We start from the raw sequence: 16,445 nt of genomic DNA, 5'->3' as shown, positions 1-16,445 counted from the left end.
TCGGCCGCCGGCCCCGGCGGTGGCGGGGGGCGCCCCGGCACCGCAGCCGGGCACAAAAGGACCGCGAAAGATGAGGGAGTCCAAGGCAACCTCCGGTACTTCGAACGCCGAGACCTCGCCGCCCATGCGCGTGTGCATGAACCAGCGGGTTTCGCCGGCATCGGCGATGATTTCCACCGGGTCACCGTAACAGAATTGCCTCGGGGTGAGGGTGGGTCAATTGGCGCTCCGGTCGATGCGGACAGCCTCGGGGCAGCGGTCGGAGGCGGCGGCCCCGCTTGATTTCGCACCGGCAAACCGTTATCTACCGCCCATGCGAATCATTCGTTCCATCCGGCAAATGCAGCGGGCGGCGCGGGAGGCGGCGGCGGCGGGGAAGACAATCGGCGTGGTCCCGACCATGGGGTATCTCCACGAGGGGCACCTGGCCCTGGTGCGGCGGGCGAAAAAGGCTGCGGATCTCGTGGTGGTCACGATTTTCGTCAACCCCGCCCAGTTCGCCCCGGGAGAGGACTTCGCCCGGTACCCGCGCGATGAGAAGGGGGATGTGAAAAAGATTCGGTCGGCCGGCGGGGATCTCGTGTTTATCCCCTCCGCCGCCGACATGTACCCGCCGGGGTTCCAGACCTATGTGACGGTCGGCGGGGTCACCGAGGCGCTGGAAGGTGCGGTGCGGCCGGGGCATTTCCTCGGAGTGGCGACGGTGGTGGCGAAGCTGTTCAACATCGTGCGGCCGGACGTGGCCGTGTTCGGCATGAAAGACTACCAGCAGGCGGTCGTGCTGCGGCAGGTCGCCCGGGACCTGGACTATCCGATCCGGATGGTCATCGCGCCGACGGTGCGGGAGTCCGACGGGCTGGCGATGTCCTCGCGGAACGCCTACTTCAAGGAGCCGCAGCACCGGGCGGAGGCGCGCTGCCTCTACTACGCGCTGCGGACGGCGCGGGCGATGGCGAAAGCGGGAGCCGTCGATCCGAAGAAGATCCGGGCCGAGATGGAGAAAGTGATCCACGGTGCGTGTCCCTCAGCCGAGATCGACTACATCGCGTTCACCGACCTGTGGAGCGTGCAGCCCGCGGCGGCGGTGCGGCCAGGCGTGGTCTGCTCGCTGGCGGTGCGGGTGCACGGCGTGCGGCTGATTGACAACATGAGGATGTGAGGGGGCGGGGGGCGTGGCGCACGCAGCGCCGGGCCGCCCCGCTCGCCGGGAACAGATCGTGACAGGCACGCCCCCGGCCGGCAGCTCAGGCGCCAGGGGTCAGCGGGGCGAGGTCCAGCGGCTTGCCGAGCAGCCGGCGCCGTTCGAGAATCTGCTTCACATGGTTCTCGCCGTGGTTGGCGTACGTCTCCAGAATCTGCCGGACCGAGAGCGGGCCGCGCTCCGGATGGTGGCCGGTGAGCGCCCACTGGTCGCCGGAAAGGCGCCGCAGCAGCCGGGTCGTGGCCGCCCGAAGGGCGGCGAACAGGTCGACCGCCTCCTCCAGCGCACGCCGGTCGGCATGCCGGTAGTCGAACTTCTCCGCCCAGATATCCTGGCTGTAATACGCGAAAGTGGGATGCGAACCGCTGATAGCCTGGCGGAACCGGGCGGCGGCCATAAGTTCGGAGTCGGCGAGGTGAAAAACGATCTCCTGGATCGACCACTTGTCGTCGATGGGGCGTGCCGCGAGCTCATGGTCGCTCAGTCCGGCCAGTGCGCCGGAGAGCCGGGCGGGGGCGGCGGCGTAGACGCCAATGAGCGTCTCGACGGCGGCGGATGCCGGGCGGTTATCCTTGCGGCCGGGGGTCGTGGTCATGCTCTCCTCCTGAAGAAGCTGCTCTCAGTTTTTGAATAGTTCCGAAAACACTGAGTATTACGGGGGGACGGCGGCATTTGTTGAGGGGGAAAGACCGGAGCCGAGGTTTTCGCGGTGCGGACCGGCGGAAAAGGGGCTTGACCTTTGCGCCGGGGGGTGTAGATTACCGGAAGTTGCAGAGAATGAGATGGTTGTGAGGCAGAGCGGATATCCATGAATGAATCGACTAAGATCCCGGTCGAATCGCCGGGCGTGAATGTCGCCGTGGTCAAAAAGGACCCGGACGGATGGAAGTTCCTGGTGCTGCAGTGGTCGGCCGAGGATGCCTACGGCGGGTACTGGGGGTTTGTCAACGGCGGCAAGCAGGGCGGGGAGACGGTGGCCCAGGTCGTGGTGCGCAAGCTCAAGGTCGAGCTCGGGCTCAATCCCCTGAGCATGTGGGCGACCGAGTACGTCGTGCACTTCTATGAACCGGTCTACGACAAAGTGCTGATCCTGCCGCTGATTGTCGCCGTGGTCGACCCGGAGTCGCAGGTGAAGCTGTCGCCCGAGGTGAGCAGTTTCCGCTGGCTGCCGCCGGGGAAAGCGCGGCACCTCGTCAGTTGGAAGAACCTCGAGCGGATGATTGAGGAGATCACCGACGAGCTGGAGATATTCCCGGCCCGCAACTGGGTGCAGATCACCGCGTAAGCGGCGCCGGACGGCGGATTCCGCGGCCGCGCCGCCGTGGCCGCGGGAACTTTAAGGCGGCTCGGGGGTTCGAAAAGCGGACAAACGAGGAACCCCGGGCCTTGACGGACGCCGCCGGGCGGCTATATTACCCCGGCGCCGGACCGAACAGCCGGACGAGAGTGAAGACGAAATGCTGATAACGGTCTGCAAGTCAAAAATACATAGGGCGACGATCACCCAGTGCTCGCTCGATTATGTCGGCTCGATGACGATCGACGAGCAGCTCATGAAAGCCGCCGACCTCGTGGAGTACGAGAAAATCCAGGTCGCCAACGTGACCAACGGCGAACGGTTCGAAACATACGTAATCAAGGGGAAGCCGGGGAGCGGGACGATCGCCCTCAACGGAGCGGCGGCGCACAAAGGGGCGGTCGGCGACCTCGTAATTATCATCGCCTACGGACTGATCGACCACAAGGACGGGTCGGTGCACAAACCGGCGGTCGTCCATGTCGACCAAAACAACAAACAGATCAGGCCGTGACCGACGGGCCGGTCCTCCCGGCCCGCACGGCATCCACCCGCCCACTTGAGGAGTTCAATGCCCGAGACACGCGCAGCGATTGTCCTGGCGGCCGGCAAGGGAAAACGCATGAAGTCGGACCTGCCGAAGGTGCTGCATGAAATCGATGGCCGCCCGATGGTGCGGATCCTGCTGGATACGCTGCTGCCGATGCGGTTCGAGCGGATTGTCGTGGTGATCGGCCACAAGGGGGAGATGGTCCAGGAAGCGCTGCGCGGCTGCCCGGTCGAATTCGCCTGGCAGCGCGAGCAGCTGGGGACCGGGCACGCCGTCATGATGACGAAAGAACTCCTCGGCGATTTCGCCGGGACGACGCTGGTGGCGGCGGGGGATGTCCCGTTTCTCAGCCGCCGGTCGCTGGAAGCATTGCTGGACGTTCACAGCCGGACCGGGGCGGCGGCCACCTGTCTGTCGGCGGTGTTCGCGAACCCCTACGGCTACGGCCGGATCGTGCGGGAGGGAAATACCGACATGCTGGCGGAAATCGTGGAGGAGAAAGACGCCTCCGACGAGGTGCGCCGCATCCGGGAGATCAACACCGGCATTTTGTGTTTTGACAACCGCCACCTCTTCGCCGCGCTTACCGAGATCGGGCGGGAGAATGCACAGGGGGAATACTATCTGACGGACACGATTAAGGTGATGCATGATAAGGGCTTGCGGGTGGCCGTGGTGACTGCCGAAAACCCCGACGAGGTGCTTGGGGTCAACTCGGTCGAGCAGTTGGCCGAACTGGCCAGAAAATTCGGCTACCCGGCCGCCGGGAGCGGGAAATATCAGTGAGCGGATCGCCGGGCCGGTACGTTATAAAGGATGACCGGGGGCCGGGTCGATACTAGGTCAAGGGGGCCGGGTTTTTTTTATTGCCGGGGCCTTCCCGGCGCGTTACATTAAGCCGGTGTTAGAATTGGTGGTAGCGCATATGCACAAGTTGATCGTAATCCTCGCCACGCTGACTCTGGCGGCTTCAGCCGCGGCCCAGATGTCCGACCGAGCCGACCTGGAAGCGGCCGCGCGGGCTAATGTGATGGGGATCGAACCGGCGAAAAGCCCGCTGTCGCTGATCGACCTCTCCCGCCTGCACTGGTCGCACAGCTACTCGCTGTCCTACCTGTCGGGGGGCGGGCAATCGGCCTCGGTGGGGATGCTGACGACGAGTATGTTTTACGAGTTTTCGCCGAAGCTGTCGCTGCTGCTCAATGTCGGGGTGGCCCACAACGCCGGGGCGCTGTGGGGAGAGGGTGTGAGCGATGCGACGGTGCTGCCGGGGTTTATGCTTGACTATCACCCGTCCGAGAGTTTTCGGATGACGGTCGGAATGCAGTCGTATACCGGCGGTTGGTACGGGCCGTACTATCGGCGGGGCAGCCTGTTCGGGCCCGGGTCCTGGTGGAACCGCTACTGAAAGCGAGGAGAGTGAATTCGGCCCCCTACCGCAGCTTTTCCCGATTTCCGCGCTTTCCGACTCTCGCCATCCCGCCGGCGGCCTGACGCGCCGGCACCCCGCTTCGACATGAACAAACACATGATTCGCAAATTCACGACGATTTTCCTCACGGCCGGCCTGGCGGCGGTGACGATCTATCTGGGGTTGGTCGGGACCCGGCTCGTGCGCGGGGTGTCGCTGACGGAAAACCCGCCCTCCGAGGTCGTGCGCCTGCAGGTCCTCCAGACCGGGGGCAGCGGGGCCGGGCTGAACCGGCTGGTGCAGCGGGTCAAGGCGCTGGCCGGGGCCGACCTCGAGGTCCAGGTGGTCGAGACAGGCGTGTATGATTTGCGGGCCGTAACGCGCACGGTGGTGGTGTCGCGGACCGAGGATCTGGAGGGGGCCGGGATGCTGGCGGAACAGCTCGGGCTGGACGACGACGCGGTGTGGTTCCAGCCCCTGGAGCACAACACCCGCCAGGTCACCGCGACCCTGATTCTCGGCCCCGACATCGAGGACCTTCTCTCCGCACAGGAAATAAAAAAGGAGTCACAGCAGCAGTCTTGAGCGAGTTATCCTCCCACGAGTTGGCCCTGGCGGCCGGTTATCTGGCGCTCTCCAAAAAGGGCTTTGACGTAAAAATCCTGAAGCTCAAAGAGATCTCGTCGGTGTGCGACTACTTCGTGATCGCCTCCGGCGACGCGGACGTTCAGGTGAAGGCGATCGCCCGGGCGATCGAGGACGGCTTGCGCGAACAGGGGATCAAGCCCTACCAGGTCGAAGGAGCTGAGGCCGGCAACTGGGTGCTCATCGATTATGTCGACGTCGTGATACATGTGTTCTACGAACCGACGCGGCGGTTCTACCAGCTGGAGCGCCTCTGGGGAGACGCGCCTGCGGAGGAGCTGGCCGACGCCGTGTGAAAACGAAAATTCTGATTGCGAGCAAGAGGCAGGATAAGGACAGGTGGTCAAATGGAAGTTGCGGATCTGAAACAAAAGACAATCGCGGATCTCCTCAAAATCGCCGAGGAACTCGACATCCCGGGCGTCTCGGGATTGCGCAAGTCGGAACTGATCTACAAGATCATGGAGTCGACTTCCTCGGGCGAGGGGATGATACTGGCCGAAGGGGTGCTGGAGATTCTCGAGGAGGGGTACGGATTCCTGCGCTCGCCGTCCTACAACTATCTGCCCGGCCAGGACGACATCTACGTCTCCCCGTCGCAGATCAAGCGGTTCGATCTGCGGACCGGCGACGTGATCTCGGGGCAGGTCCGGCCGCCCAAAGACAACGAGCGGTATTTCGCCCTGCTGAAGATTGAGTCGGTCAATTTCGACGATCCCGAGGTGGCCAAGCACAAGACCCTCTTTGACAACCTCACCCCCCTCTACCCGAACGTGCAGTTCCACCTCGAGGTCGGTGCGGAGGAGGTCACGACCCGGATTATCGACCTCATGTGCCCGATCGGGAAGGGCCAGCGGGCGCTCATCACCTCGCCCCCGAAAGCGGGCAAGACGATCATCCTGCAGAAGATCGCCCAGGCGATCACCGCCAACCATCCCGAGGTGATCCTCATCGTGCTCCTCATCGACGAGCGGCCGGAGGAGGTCACAGACATGAAGCGGTCGGTGCGGGGCGAGGTGGTGTCCTCGACGTTCGACGAGCCGGCGGAGCGGCACGTGCAGGTGGCCCACATGGTGCTGGAGAAGGCCAAGCGGCTGACGGAGTATGGCAAGGACGTGGTGATCCTGCTCGACTCGATCACCCGGCTCGCCCGCGCCCACAACGCGGTCGTGCCGCACTCGGGCAAAATCCTCTCCGGGGGCGTCGACTCCAACGCCCTCCACAAGCCGAAACGGTTCTTCGGGGCGGCCCGCAACATCGAGGAGGGCGGGTCGCTGACGATCATCGCCACCGCCCTGATCGAAACCGGGTCGCGCATGGACGAAGTCATTTTCGAGGAGTTCAAGGGCACCGGCAACATGGAAATGGTGCTCGATCGCCGGCTCTCCGACCGGCGCATTTTCCCGGCCATGGACATCAACCGCTCATCGACCCGCAAGGAAGAACTCCTGCAGGACCAGGATACGCTCAACAAGATCTGGATTCTCCGCAAGTTCCTGGCGGAAATGAACCCGATCGAGGCCATGGAGTTCCTCCTCGGGCGGCTGAAGAAGACCAAGAACAACGCCAAATTCCTGGCCTCGATGAAGGACTGAGGGCCGGGCGCGAAGGGAGAGAAAGGCAGGCGGTGCGGACGCCTGCTTTTTTCGTGAAAGGCAGCCATGGGGCGCGTGCGGGTATCGATTCCCGAGCCGGCGGTGTCGCGGGCGAGTCTCCTCCGCGGGGCGGGCGTCGCCTGGGCTATCGGCGCGGCCGTGCTGCTCTGGCGGGCAGGGATCCTCACCCGGGGGCTGCCGGGCGGCTCGGCCTGGGTGTGGGGCGCCGCCGCGGTCCTGGGGGTCGCCAAGTACCGATTGGCCCTCCGCCCGGTGGCGCGCCGCAACGTCGCCCGTATCCGCGAGCTCTCCCCTCACAAAGATAAGATCTGCCTCTTTGCCTTCCAGTCGCTGCAGTCGTACGTGATCGTGGCCGCGATGGTCGGAGCCGGGATTGCCCTGCGCCACGCGGGGGTGCCGCCGATCGTGCTGGTTGCCGTGTACGTGGTGATCGGGGTGGCGCTGGCGCTGGGCGCGGGAATGCATTTCCGCGAGGCCGGCAGATAACGGCGGCCGCCGGGCGGGTCCGGAATCACTGCGGGCAGTGGGCTGAGGCGGGCGAGTGACCCGCCGGATACCCCCGATTGGAAAGGGCTGTGCCTGGCACCGGCCGCTACTCGGCCGATTCCGCCGCCTTCAGCTTGGCCATTTCTTCGCTGCTCCGGGCGGCGAAAGCGTGGAGCCTTTCGACCAGCTCGGGCTTGTCGGACTGCATGAGGCAGATCTCGGCGACCTCGGTTTCGACGCATTCCGGAACCGCTCCGGCCATCATCAGCTCCCCGTACGCGCTGCAGAACCCGCACATATAGGGGACCTCGCCGGTCTTCTGCATCTCGGCGCCGACTTCCTCCATCTTCGCCCCGGCGCGTTTGAACGCGTCGCGGTACTCCGGATCGACAACCGTGATCCACAAGACCCCGGACTTGAGGTTGTGGTACGCGGGATGCATGTGGTCGATGAGACCCTCCTCGGACAGAAGCTGCTTGCAGAAAGCGCATTTTTCAAGATCGAACCAGGGTTTCGCGTCCTCCTGGGCCAGCGGCGCCGAGACCGCGAGGCAGAGGAGAAGGCCGATGAGAATGGCGAGTGCGTGTTTCATTCGCTCCTCCGCGAAATGGTGTTCTGCGACAGACTCAGAATACGCAACGAGGACAAACAGGGCAAGGGAATTCCAGTCGCAGTTTGCCCTTGACGACACGGGGGATTGTCGTATCATAGATATAGGTATCCGAGACATGATCCAAAAACGAGCAGGGAATGGTATGCGCTCTCGCTTATTAAGAGCGGTCGTCCGCTGTTTGCTGGCCGTGGCCCTCGCCATTGCCGGAGCGGCCGGAGGACTGCAGGCAGACCCCTCCGGGAGTAGTCCTGAGCCGATCTCCCGGCCGGCAGCCGATCTGTCGGACACGCAGGCGGGCGGCGGCCGCTATGAGTGTCCGGGGTGCGACTACGTGTCGTACTGCGGATCGGCCGCGTATATCTACCGCTTGCCGAGCCGGTCGGCCGCCACGCGGGCCGCAGTGCGGTTCGACGTCGCCAGTTTCGGCAATCCGGGCGAACTGGCGCTCGGCGCCGTTCAGCTCGCGCTCTATCCTTCGCTCATGACCGGGCAGCCGGGACTGCGCGTCTACGTGTACGCGGACAACGGCTCCGGATACCCCGGCGCGCTGCTCGATTCGACCGAGGTGCCGTACGATTCGCTCCCGACAACACTCGCCTGGGTAACGGTGCCGCTGGGGGCGCTGGATGTGGGCTTCGAGATGGACCAGTCGTTTCATATCGGCCTGGGGGCGATCGGCGGAGACGGCGACACGCTCGTTCTGGTGACGGACAGCGGCGACGGCCCGTCGGCGGGGGAGCACCGGTCGACCGTATACGACGGCGACCAGTGGGAGTCGCTGTACGCGCTGTCCGGCGGGCAGGCCGACTACTGCTTCCTCGTCCAGGTGAGCCGCTGCGATCCGACGCAGCTTCCGACTGCGCTGTACGTCCCATCGGAGTATCCGACGATCGCCGAGGCGCTGGCGGCGGCCCATTACTGCGATACGGTGGTGATCGAAGACGGGATCTACACGATAGACAGCACCAATTGGATGGTGTGGAACCGGATGCCGATGATGGTGCGGTCAGCGAACGGGCCGGAGCATACAATCGTGCAGGTGGCGCTGGCGAACTACCCGCCGGCCATACTGATCCAGGCGAGCGACACGCTGCCGACAGTGGAGGGACTCGGCTTCCGGGCGGCCCCGGGCTGGCAGGGGGTCGGCATCAACGTCTCCTACTACGGTCCGACCATTCGCAACTGCGTCTTCCAGGGCGACCTCCAGGCCGGGATCGTGGCGGAGTTTGCCTATGTGAAGGTCGTGGATTGCCGCTTCCTCGGCGTGCAGCAGGGGGTCGCGTGCGATCACGGGCGCAATGTGCGGATGGAGGGCTGCACATTCTACGGCTGCGGTTTTGCCGGAGGCGGGCACGGATCGTACATCGATGTGCGCCGCTGCATCGCGGCCTACGGCGGTATGACGTTCTCATCCGACGAGTGCGGAGGCTACGGGGGGCAATGGGTCGAGTGCAGCGACCTCTACGGCAACACGGTGGATTGGCCGCCGGCCATCGAGCGGTACCGCACGTGGCTGGGCAACATGACCCGCCCGCCGATCTTCTGCGACACGGCGGCGGGGAATCTCGATATCGACGAACTCTCGCCGTGCGCCCCGGAAAGCCCGTTCAACACCTGCGGCGTCCTGATCGGGGCCGGACAGCCCGCCTGCCGGGTGTGCGATGACGGGGACGGCGACGGCTACTGCGCCGAACTGGACAACTGCCCGGCCGCGTACAATCCCGCACAGACTGATTCCGACGGCGACGGCAGCGGGGATCTCTGCGACGTGTGCCCGGAGGATTCGCTGAACGACGGCGACGGGGACGGGTTGTGCGCACAAGAGGACAACTGCCCGCTCGCGCATAACCCGGGGCAGGAGGATGAGGATGTCGACGGGGCCGGCGACGCCTGCGACAACTGCCTCGGTCTGCCTAACCCGGAGCAGGGTGATCTCGACCGCGACGGGACGGGGGACGCCTGCGACGCGTGCACAGACAGCGACGGCGACGGGTACGGGAACCCGGGGTACGCGGCCAACGAGTGTCCCGACGACAACTGCCCCGAGCTGAGCAACCCGGATCAGACGGATGTCGACGGGGACGGAATCGGGGACGCCTGCGACTGGTGCATTGACTCGGATGGCGACGGTTTCGCCGATCCCGGCTATTCGACCGAGTACTGCGGCGCCGACAATTGCCCCGGAGTCGCCAATGCCGATCAGGCCGACGGGGACGGGGACGGAGTCGGGGACGTGTGCGACAACTGCCCGGCTGCCGGCAATCCCGGCCAGGCGGACGGCGACGGCGACGGGATAGGGGACGCCTGCGACAATTGCCCGGCCCTGCCCAATGCCGAGCAGGCTAATGCCGATGGCGATACGCTCGGCGACCTCTGCGACGCCTGCCCGAACGATCCGGACAACGACGCCGACGAGGATCTTTTCTGCGCCGACGCCGATAACTGCCCGGCCGTGCCCAACCCGGACCAGGCGGATTTCGACGGCGACGGCGTGGGAGACGCCTGCTGCTGTATGCTTCGCGGCGACTGCACGGGGGACGGGACGGTGGCGGTGTCGGATCTGACGTTCGCGATCGCGTACCTGTTCCGGGGCGGAGTCTCGGCGGGCTGCCCCGCCCACATGGATGTGAACGGGGACGGTTCGCCGGCTGTGTCCGACCTGACCCTCCTGATCGGCTATCTCTTCCGCGGCGGCCCGGTGCCGGCGGCCTGTCCGTAAGGGACCGGGAGCCGGGGCGGTTCGGGTGCCATTCGATGGCGGGCGCGGCCCGGCGGCCGGGCCCGCAGCTACCCTACTTGCGGCCGAGTTCCTTGTAGATCACGGCGCCGTCGGTACCGACAGCGTAGAGACGGCTGCCCGCCCGCGCCAGATCAAGGACGTCGAACGAGCGGGCCAGCAGCTCCTGAGTCCACGTCTCGCCGCCGTCGGACGAGCGCAGCATGAGCGAGTTGGGTCCGGCGACGAAAACCGTGCGGTCGTCGATCGCGGTGACCGCGACAAACGTGCGTTCGACGTCCTGCTCGATTTTCTTCCACGTCTTGCCGTTGTCGCGGGAAACGGCGAGGAAACCTTTCGGGCCGACGAGGACGATCAGGTCGCCGGCGACGGCGACGCTCCGGTTGAGGGCGCTCTCGATCGCGCCGTTCTGACGCCACGATTTCCCCTTGTCATCGGACCGGTTGAGCAGGCCGAGCGCCGGAAAGACCAGCCCGGCGGTCGGGGAATAGAAAATCTCGCTGTACATGAGACCCATGGGCTCGAGTCTGGTCCAGGTCGCCCCGCCATCGAGAGAGCGGTAGGCGATGCCGCTCCAGGGGGTCTCCTCGTGCCGGCTCATGCCGGTGACCAACGCGGTGCGGGGGTCGATGAATTTGACGCTGAAAAAAGCGACCGTGCTGTCCCGCCCGACCGGGGAGACGCTCTCCCAGCGTTCGCCGCCATCGGAGGTGCGGTACAGGGCGCCGGCTTTGCCGCAGACCAGGCCGAGTTTCGCGTTCGCGAACGAGACGTCTTCGAGCGCCAGGTCGAGGGCGACCGGGTGGATCGTCCAGGTGCGGCCGCCGTCATAGGTGCGGCCGAGGTCGCCCGGCTGAATGGAGAGAAAGCCGGTGTCGGGGTGGAGGAACTCGATGCCGGTGATGTTGTCGCCGGTGGGCAAGGTGACGGGGACCCAGTCCTGCGCGCGCGGGGCCGATAGGCACAGGCTAAGCACAAGGGGAGTAAGGAGATATTTTCTCATACGTTGTTTTAGTTGAGGCCGCTTCTTTGTCTTTGTACCATCGACTCCGGTATAAGTTTTGGCGTCGAACGGCCGCAGTATACGGAACTTCGAGGTTATCGTCAACGGTCGTTCGAACGGATGGAGTTGGTATGCCCGACACCGCGATCGTCGAACTGAGCAATGTTGATCTCGCCTATCCCCGCAGCGGAGAGCTTTTCCGCAATCTGAGCTTGTCGGTGCGACCGGGGGAGACGGCGGTGATTACGGGGGGGCCGGGTTCGGGCAAGACCACGATTGCGGAACTGCTCGTGGGGCGGAAGTTTGCGGACGCGGGGTCGGTCGAGGTGTTCGGCGAGAATCTCCGCCGCGGACGGGGGCGGGCGCTCAACCGGGTGCGGCGTCGGCTTGGCGGCGTCGGCGGCATTTTCGGCCTCGTGCCGACCTACACGGCGGCCGACAACATCACTTACCCGCTGGTGCTGGCGGGCGTGCGCAAGCGGGCGCGCAAAGAACGGCTCCTGCGCATGCTCACCGAGTTCTCGCTCTTGACCCGCGCGCAGGATTACCCGGCGACGCTCACGCGGGTGGAGCAAACGCTCGTCCAACTGGCGCGGGCCTCGATCGCCGACCAGCCGCTGCTGGTGATCGACGAGCCGATGGCGGGACTCGACACGGCGACGGCGCGCCGGGTGTTCGAGTACCTGGTCAAAGCCTCGCTGTCGGGCCGGACGATGGTTCTCCTGATGTCGGACCATCCCCCCGGCACCCTGCCCAACAGCACCAGCTACGTGATCCGGGAGGGGAGGCTGACGTGACCCGGACGGCCCACATAGCGGGTGAATTTGCGCGGAGCCTCGGGCGGCACCCGTTCACGGCGCTGGGATCGCTGCTCTCCCTGACCCTGCTGTACCTCCTGTTCGACCTGTACTGGATCGGGGCGGCGACGGTCGAGCAGGTGTTCGCGCGGGCCGTGGCCGAGGTGCAGATGGAAGTGTTTGTCCGGGAGGAAGTGGCCGAGGGGGAGGTCGCGGGCGTCCAGGCGGAGGTCGCCGCGATCCCCGGGGTGACCGGCCTTCAGTACATCTCGAAGGAGGCGGCGCGAGAGATCATGCAGGCGTCGCTGGGCATGGACCTGCTCGCCGGGTATGACACCCTCAACCCGCTGCCGCGGTCGTTCGTGCTGACGTTCGCGCCGGCGGCGCTCACGAGCGACGGTCTCGCGGCGATTGCCGGAGAGCTGCGGCGGATGCCGGCGGTGGCCGACCTCTACTACAACGCCGAGTGGCTGCGCAAGACGGAGGGGACCCAGGCCGTCATTCTGCGGGTCGGCCTGGCGCTCGGAATCCTGATCTTGGTGACGGCCGTGATCAGCTCGCTGAACAATCTCCGGCTCATGATCCGCACGCGGGCGGAGGGACTGGCGCAGATGCGCCTGCTCGGAGCCAGCCGGCTGTTCCTGGTGGCGCCGATGCTGCTCGAGGGGGCGGTGCTCGGCGGAGCGGCGGCGGCCATCGGCTGGGCGGCGCTCTGGTACGCCCGCGGACAGGTGAGCTTCACCCACGTCGCGCCGGTGTTCCCCCCGCTTGCTGAAATCGCCGGCTTCTGCCTCGGGGCCGCGCTCCTCGGAGTGGTCAGCGGGTACCTCGGGGTGCGGAGGATGCTCGCGTGAGACGTGCGGCGTGGGCGGCGGCCCTCCTGCTGGTCCTGGGGGCGGCGGACGTGCAGGCGGACAAGGGCAAGGACAAGGACCGCATCCGCAGCCAGCAGGAAGAGCTGGAGCGCATCCGCAAGGACGTCGAGCGGAGCGAGAAGAAGCTCGACTCGCTGCGCAGCGCCGAGCTGCAGACGACGGAACAGATCTCGCGGTACGACCAGAAGATCACCGCGAACAAGAAAGTGATCGGGCGGCTGACGCGCCAACTGGCCGACGTGCACGAGCAGATGCAGGCGACCGAGGACCGTCTCGGGCAGTCGCGCGACCGGCTCGAACGGGCGCGCCGCAAATATCTCGGCGATATCCGCCAGTTCTACGCGAAGGCCACCGGGCGGACGGCCCGGCCGCTCTGGTCGGGGCCTGCGAAGGGGCTGGAGGAAAACCGCCAGATCGTTTACCTCGCCGCCCTCGCCCAGTTCGAATCGGACAACGTCGCCGACGCCGGCGCCTACCTGAGCGAGACGCTCGCCATGCTCGACACGCTCGCTAGCCAGCGGACCAAGGTCCAGTCGCTCAAAAAGGACAAAGAGACGGCGACGGCGCTCGACCTGAGCCAGCGAGAGAAGCGGGAGAAAGCGCTGGAGAAAATCCGCCGGACCAAGCTCGCCGAGGGGGACAAGATGCTTACGCTGCAGCAGGCGGCCGATGAAATCGAGCGCGTGATCGCGCTGCTCGAAGAGCAGCGGGAGCGGCGGGAAAGCCGGCCGAGCGAGCCTGCGCCTCCCTCGGCGTTCGCCACCCTGAAGGGGCAGCTCCCACCGCCGGCGCCGGGGAAAGTGACCGTGCCGTTCGGGCCGGCCCAGGATCCGGTCACCAAGCTGAAGTCGTACTCGCCGGGAATCACGATCGCGGCCGCGCCCGGGGCGGCGGTCCGCGCGGTGGCGGCCGGATCGGTCGCCTATGTCGGGACGTTGCGGGGATACGGGCGGTTTGTTATCATAAGCCATGACAGCGACTACTACACCACCTACGCCGGGCTCGGCGAGCCCCAGGTGCGCACCGGGGACGCGGTGACAGGGACCACCGTGCTCGGGCGGGTGGGGCCGGAGGGCCAGGTAAAGTTCGAGTTGCGCCAGGGTCGCGAACCCCTCGATCCGGTGCTGTGGATACGCCTCGATGCCTTTTGACATCTCGCAGTTTCAACCCCGCGCCTGGGAAGTGATGGCGCGGTCGGTCGAGTCCGACCGGGTGGCCGGCACCTACCTTCTCTGCGGGCCGGACGGATGCGGCCGGTGGGGACTGGCGGTCTCGTTCGCCGCGCTGCTCAACTGCGAGGCGCGGACGCGGACCGCCGGCGGCGCGCTCCGGCCCTGCGGCGGGTGCCGGAACTGCCGCCTGATTTTCGCGCTCAATTTCGAAGGCCTCGCGGTCGCCGCGCCCCTGCCCCCGCACAAGGGCGAGGACGAGGCGGTCGAGCTGACCAACGAGGTGATCGACCTCAAGCGCCGGGAACCGTTCGCGGTGCTCTCGGCTACGGCCAATCTGACGATCCCGATCGATACCGCGCGCCGGATCAAGCGGACGATGGCGACCAAACCGCCGCCCGGCGTCTACCGGACCATCATCTTCTACCAGATGGAGCGGATGCGCCCGGAGGCGGCGGACGCGCTTTTGAAAATGATCGAGGAACCGCCGTCGCAGGCGGTCATCCTCCTCATCGCGGAGAAAGCCGAGCGGCTGCTGCCGACGATCCAGTCGCGGTCGCGGAAAGTGACGCTGCGTTCGTCTCCCCCCGAGGTGGTCGCGGAGTACCTGCGGGCGCAGTACGGTCTGGCGGAGGCGCGCGCCGAGCTGGCCGCGCGCACGGCCGAGGGGATTGCCGGCCGGGCGGTGCAGGCGGCCGAGTCGGGCGACGACGAGGCCTCGGGACGGGTGACCGCATTCCAGTTGTTCCGGTCGCTGTTTGAGGACAGCGGGCCGGAGACCGTGGCGCGGCTGACGGCCGCGCTGGGAGAGCGCGACCGCGGCGAGGCGGAGTACCTGCTCCACCTGTGGCAGTCGCTGGCCCGGGACTGCATGCAGCTGGCGGTGGCCGGAGCGGGCGGCGCCGTGGTGAACACCGATTTCCGGGCCGAACTGGAGCGGCTGGCCGAACACTTCGCCGATCCGGCGACCGCCGTTCGCCTCGCCGAGGAGATCAAGATAGCGCTTGCCCATTTTCGGCTGAACGTACATATTCATGGGGCGCTGGCGGCGCTGGCCCTCAGGACCAAGGCGGCGGCGAGTCGGCATTGACCGGAAAGCGGGCACCCCCCGGGCAAGCGGGGATTTTTTGTATGGCGGAACTGTACCTCGTGGAATTCAAGGGCTCCCGCAAGGAGTTCTTCTTCAATCGCTACTACCACGCGCTCACCCTCAACAGCTACGTGATCGTCGAGGTCGAGCGCGGAGAGGAGCTCGGCTACCTCAAGAAGAAAATCGAGACCGAGGTCTCGTTCGGGGAGGGGAACCACCCCCGCTCGATCCTCCGGCCGGCCGGCAGTGAAGACGCGGCCCGGTGGGAATATCTCCGCGACCAGGAAGAGGGGTACAAGTACGAGGTTATCGACATCATCTCCCGGCATGGACTGCCGATGAAGGTGGTGGACGTAGAGTGCCAGTTCGACGGGAACAAGATGACGGTGTTTTTCACGGCCGACCACCGGGTGGATTTCCGCGAGCTGGTCAAGGACCTGGCGGCCCGCTACCGGACGCGGATCGAGCTGCGCCAGATCGGCGTGCGCGACGAGGCGCGGCGGCTGGGCGGCTACGGCATCTGCGGCCGGGAGCAGTGCTGCAATTCCTTCATCCGCAATTTCGAACCGATTTCGACCCAGCACGCGCGGGAACAGGATCTCCCCCTGAACCCCTCGAAAATCTCCGGCAACTGCGGGCGGCTCCTGTGCTGCCTGCGCTACGAGGCCGACATGTACCGCAAAGTAAAGAGCCGGTTCCCCGAGCCGGGAACGATGGTGCGGACGCGGCTGGGGGAAGGCGTGATCGAGCGGATCGACGTGTTCAACGAGGAGGCAATCATACGCGATGCGGAGCGGGTGACGTTCCGGGTCGGGTTGAAGGATATTCTGGAGCGGGAGCGCAAAGTGGAGGAGGCGGCAGCCGGCCCGGCGCGCGACCTCGAGGCCGGGGAGACGGAAGCCGAGGCGCTCAAGAAGCTCGACGAAGGCGAGGGGCGGTAAACCCGAACGCGGAG

18 protein-coding genes are annotated in these 16,445 nt (G+C 66.0%); 15 read left to right on the top strand and 3 right to left on the bottom strand.

The window, feature by feature from the left end:
- Positions 1-313: 313 nt before the first annotated feature.
- On the top strand, positions 314-1,159 hold the full coding sequence (locus tag KA261_03505) for a pantoate--beta-alanine ligase (protein MBP7696852.1): 846 nt from the start codon (positions 314-316) through the stop codon (positions 1,157-1,159).
- 85 nt (positions 1,160-1,244) lie between these two features.
- Here the strand turns inward: KA261_03505 and KA261_03500 are convergent, their stop codons facing one another.
- Positions 1,245-1,796, bottom strand: coding sequence for a DinB family protein (locus KA261_03500; protein MBP7696851.1), 552 nt, complete (start codon positions 1,794-1,796; stop codon positions 1,245-1,247).
- A 213-nt stretch (positions 1,797-2,009) separates the two neighbouring features.
- Here KA261_03500 and KA261_03495 point away from each other — a divergent pair, with 213 nt between their 5' ends.
- The 8 genes from KA261_03495 to KA261_03460 all read left to right on the top strand — a co-directional run bounded on the left by KA261_03495 (position 2,010) and on the right by KA261_03460 (position 7,206).
- Positions 2,010-2,486 carry an NUDIX domain-containing protein gene (locus tag KA261_03495; GenBank protein MBP7696850.1) on the top strand — a complete coding sequence of 159 codons (477 nt, stop codon included), beginning with the start codon at positions 2,010-2,012 and terminating at the stop codon, positions 2,484-2,486.
- A 172-nt stretch (positions 2,487-2,658) separates the two neighbouring features.
- Positions 2,659-3,012 carry an aspartate 1-decarboxylase gene (locus tag KA261_03490; GenBank protein ID MBP7696849.1) on the top strand — a complete coding sequence of 118 codons (354 nt, stop codon included), beginning with the start codon at positions 2,659-2,661 and terminating at the stop codon, positions 3,010-3,012.
- A gap of 57 nt (positions 3,013-3,069) precedes the next feature.
- The gene (locus KA261_03485) at positions 3,070-3,834 is read left to right on the top strand and encodes an NTP transferase domain-containing protein (GenBank protein ID MBP7696848.1); all 765 of its coding nucleotides are present in this window, start codon (positions 3,070-3,072) and stop codon (positions 3,832-3,834) included.
- A gap of 139 nt (positions 3,835-3,973) precedes the next feature.
- The gene (locus tag KA261_03480; protein ID MBP7696847.1) at positions 3,974-4,456 is read left to right on the top strand and encodes a hypothetical protein; all 483 of its coding nucleotides are present in this window, start codon (positions 3,974-3,976) and stop codon (positions 4,454-4,456) included.
- A gap of 120 nt (positions 4,457-4,576) precedes the next feature.
- Positions 4,577-5,044, top strand: coding sequence for a hypothetical protein (locus tag KA261_03475; GenBank protein ID MBP7696846.1), 468 nt, complete (start codon positions 4,577-4,579; stop codon positions 5,042-5,044).
- 20 nt (positions 5,045-5,064) lie between these two features.
- Complete coding sequence (gene rsfS, locus KA261_03470; GenBank protein ID MBP7696845.1) at positions 5,065-5,400, top strand: ribosome silencing factor; 336 nt, start codon at positions 5,065-5,067, stop codon at positions 5,398-5,400.
- Positions 5,401-5,451: 51 nt separating this feature from the next.
- Complete coding sequence (gene rho / locus KA261_03465) at positions 5,452-6,699, top strand: transcription termination factor Rho (protein MBP7696844.1); 1,248 nt, start codon at positions 5,452-5,454, stop codon at positions 6,697-6,699.
- Positions 6,700-6,765: 66 nt separating this feature from the next.
- A complete protein-coding gene (locus tag KA261_03460) occupies positions 6,766-7,206 on the top strand; it encodes a hypothetical protein (protein ID MBP7696843.1) in 441 nt (146 codons plus the stop codon).
- A gap of 106 nt (positions 7,207-7,312) precedes the next feature.
- Here the strand turns inward: KA261_03460 and KA261_03455 are convergent, their stop codons facing one another.
- Positions 7,313-7,798, bottom strand: a complete 486-nt coding sequence (locus tag KA261_03455; GenBank protein ID MBP7696842.1) for a hypothetical protein — start codon at positions 7,796-7,798, stop codon at positions 7,313-7,315.
- 163 nt (positions 7,799-7,961) lie between these two features.
- Between KA261_03455 and KA261_03450 the strand changes: the two genes are divergently transcribed.
- Entirely contained in the window at positions 7,962-10,538 is a 2,577-nt protein-coding gene (locus KA261_03450; GenBank protein MBP7696841.1) for a thrombospondin type 3 repeat-containing protein, read from the top strand.
- 73 nt (positions 10,539-10,611) lie between these two features.
- Here the strand turns inward: KA261_03450 and KA261_03445 are convergent, their stop codons facing one another.
- Entirely contained in the window at positions 10,612-11,559 is a 948-nt protein-coding gene (locus KA261_03445; protein ID MBP7696840.1) for a hypothetical protein, read from the bottom strand.
- Between the two features lie 131 nt (positions 11,560-11,690).
- Between KA261_03445 and KA261_03440 the strand changes: the two genes are divergently transcribed.
- The 5 genes from KA261_03440 to KA261_03420 are packed head-to-tail and all read left to right on the top strand — an operon-like array spanning position 11,691 to position 16,431.
- A complete protein-coding gene (locus KA261_03440; GenBank protein MBP7696839.1) occupies positions 11,691-12,356 on the top strand; it encodes an ATP-binding cassette domain-containing protein in 666 nt (221 codons plus the stop codon).
- On the top strand, positions 12,353-13,210 hold the full coding sequence (locus KA261_03435) for a permease-like cell division protein FtsX (protein MBP7696838.1): 858 nt from the start codon (positions 12,353-12,355) through the stop codon (positions 13,208-13,210). The genes KA261_03440 and KA261_03435 overlap by 4 nt, the downstream gene beginning before the upstream one ends.
- A complete protein-coding gene (locus tag KA261_03430; protein MBP7696837.1) occupies positions 13,207-14,382 on the top strand; it encodes a peptidoglycan DD-metalloendopeptidase family protein in 1,176 nt (391 codons plus the stop codon). Before KA261_03435 ends, KA261_03430 begins: the two co-directional genes overlap by 4 nt.
- Positions 14,372-15,490, top strand: a complete 1,119-nt coding sequence (locus tag KA261_03425; protein ID MBP7696836.1) for a hypothetical protein — start codon at positions 14,372-14,374, stop codon at positions 15,488-15,490. The genes KA261_03430 and KA261_03425 overlap by 11 nt, the downstream gene beginning before the upstream one ends.
- Positions 15,491-15,531: 41 nt before the next feature.
- On the top strand, positions 15,532-16,431 hold the full coding sequence (locus KA261_03420; GenBank protein MBP7696835.1) for a hypothetical protein: 900 nt from the start codon (positions 15,532-15,534) through the stop codon (positions 16,429-16,431).
- Positions 16,432-16,445: the final 14 nt, after the last annotated feature.

This window comes from Candidatus Zixiibacteriota bacterium, assembly GCA_017999435.1.
Classification (GTDB): domain Bacteria; phylum Zixibacteria; class MSB-5A5; order GN15; family FEB-12; genus JAGNLV01.
This window is presented reverse-complemented; position numbering and strand designations above follow the sequence as displayed.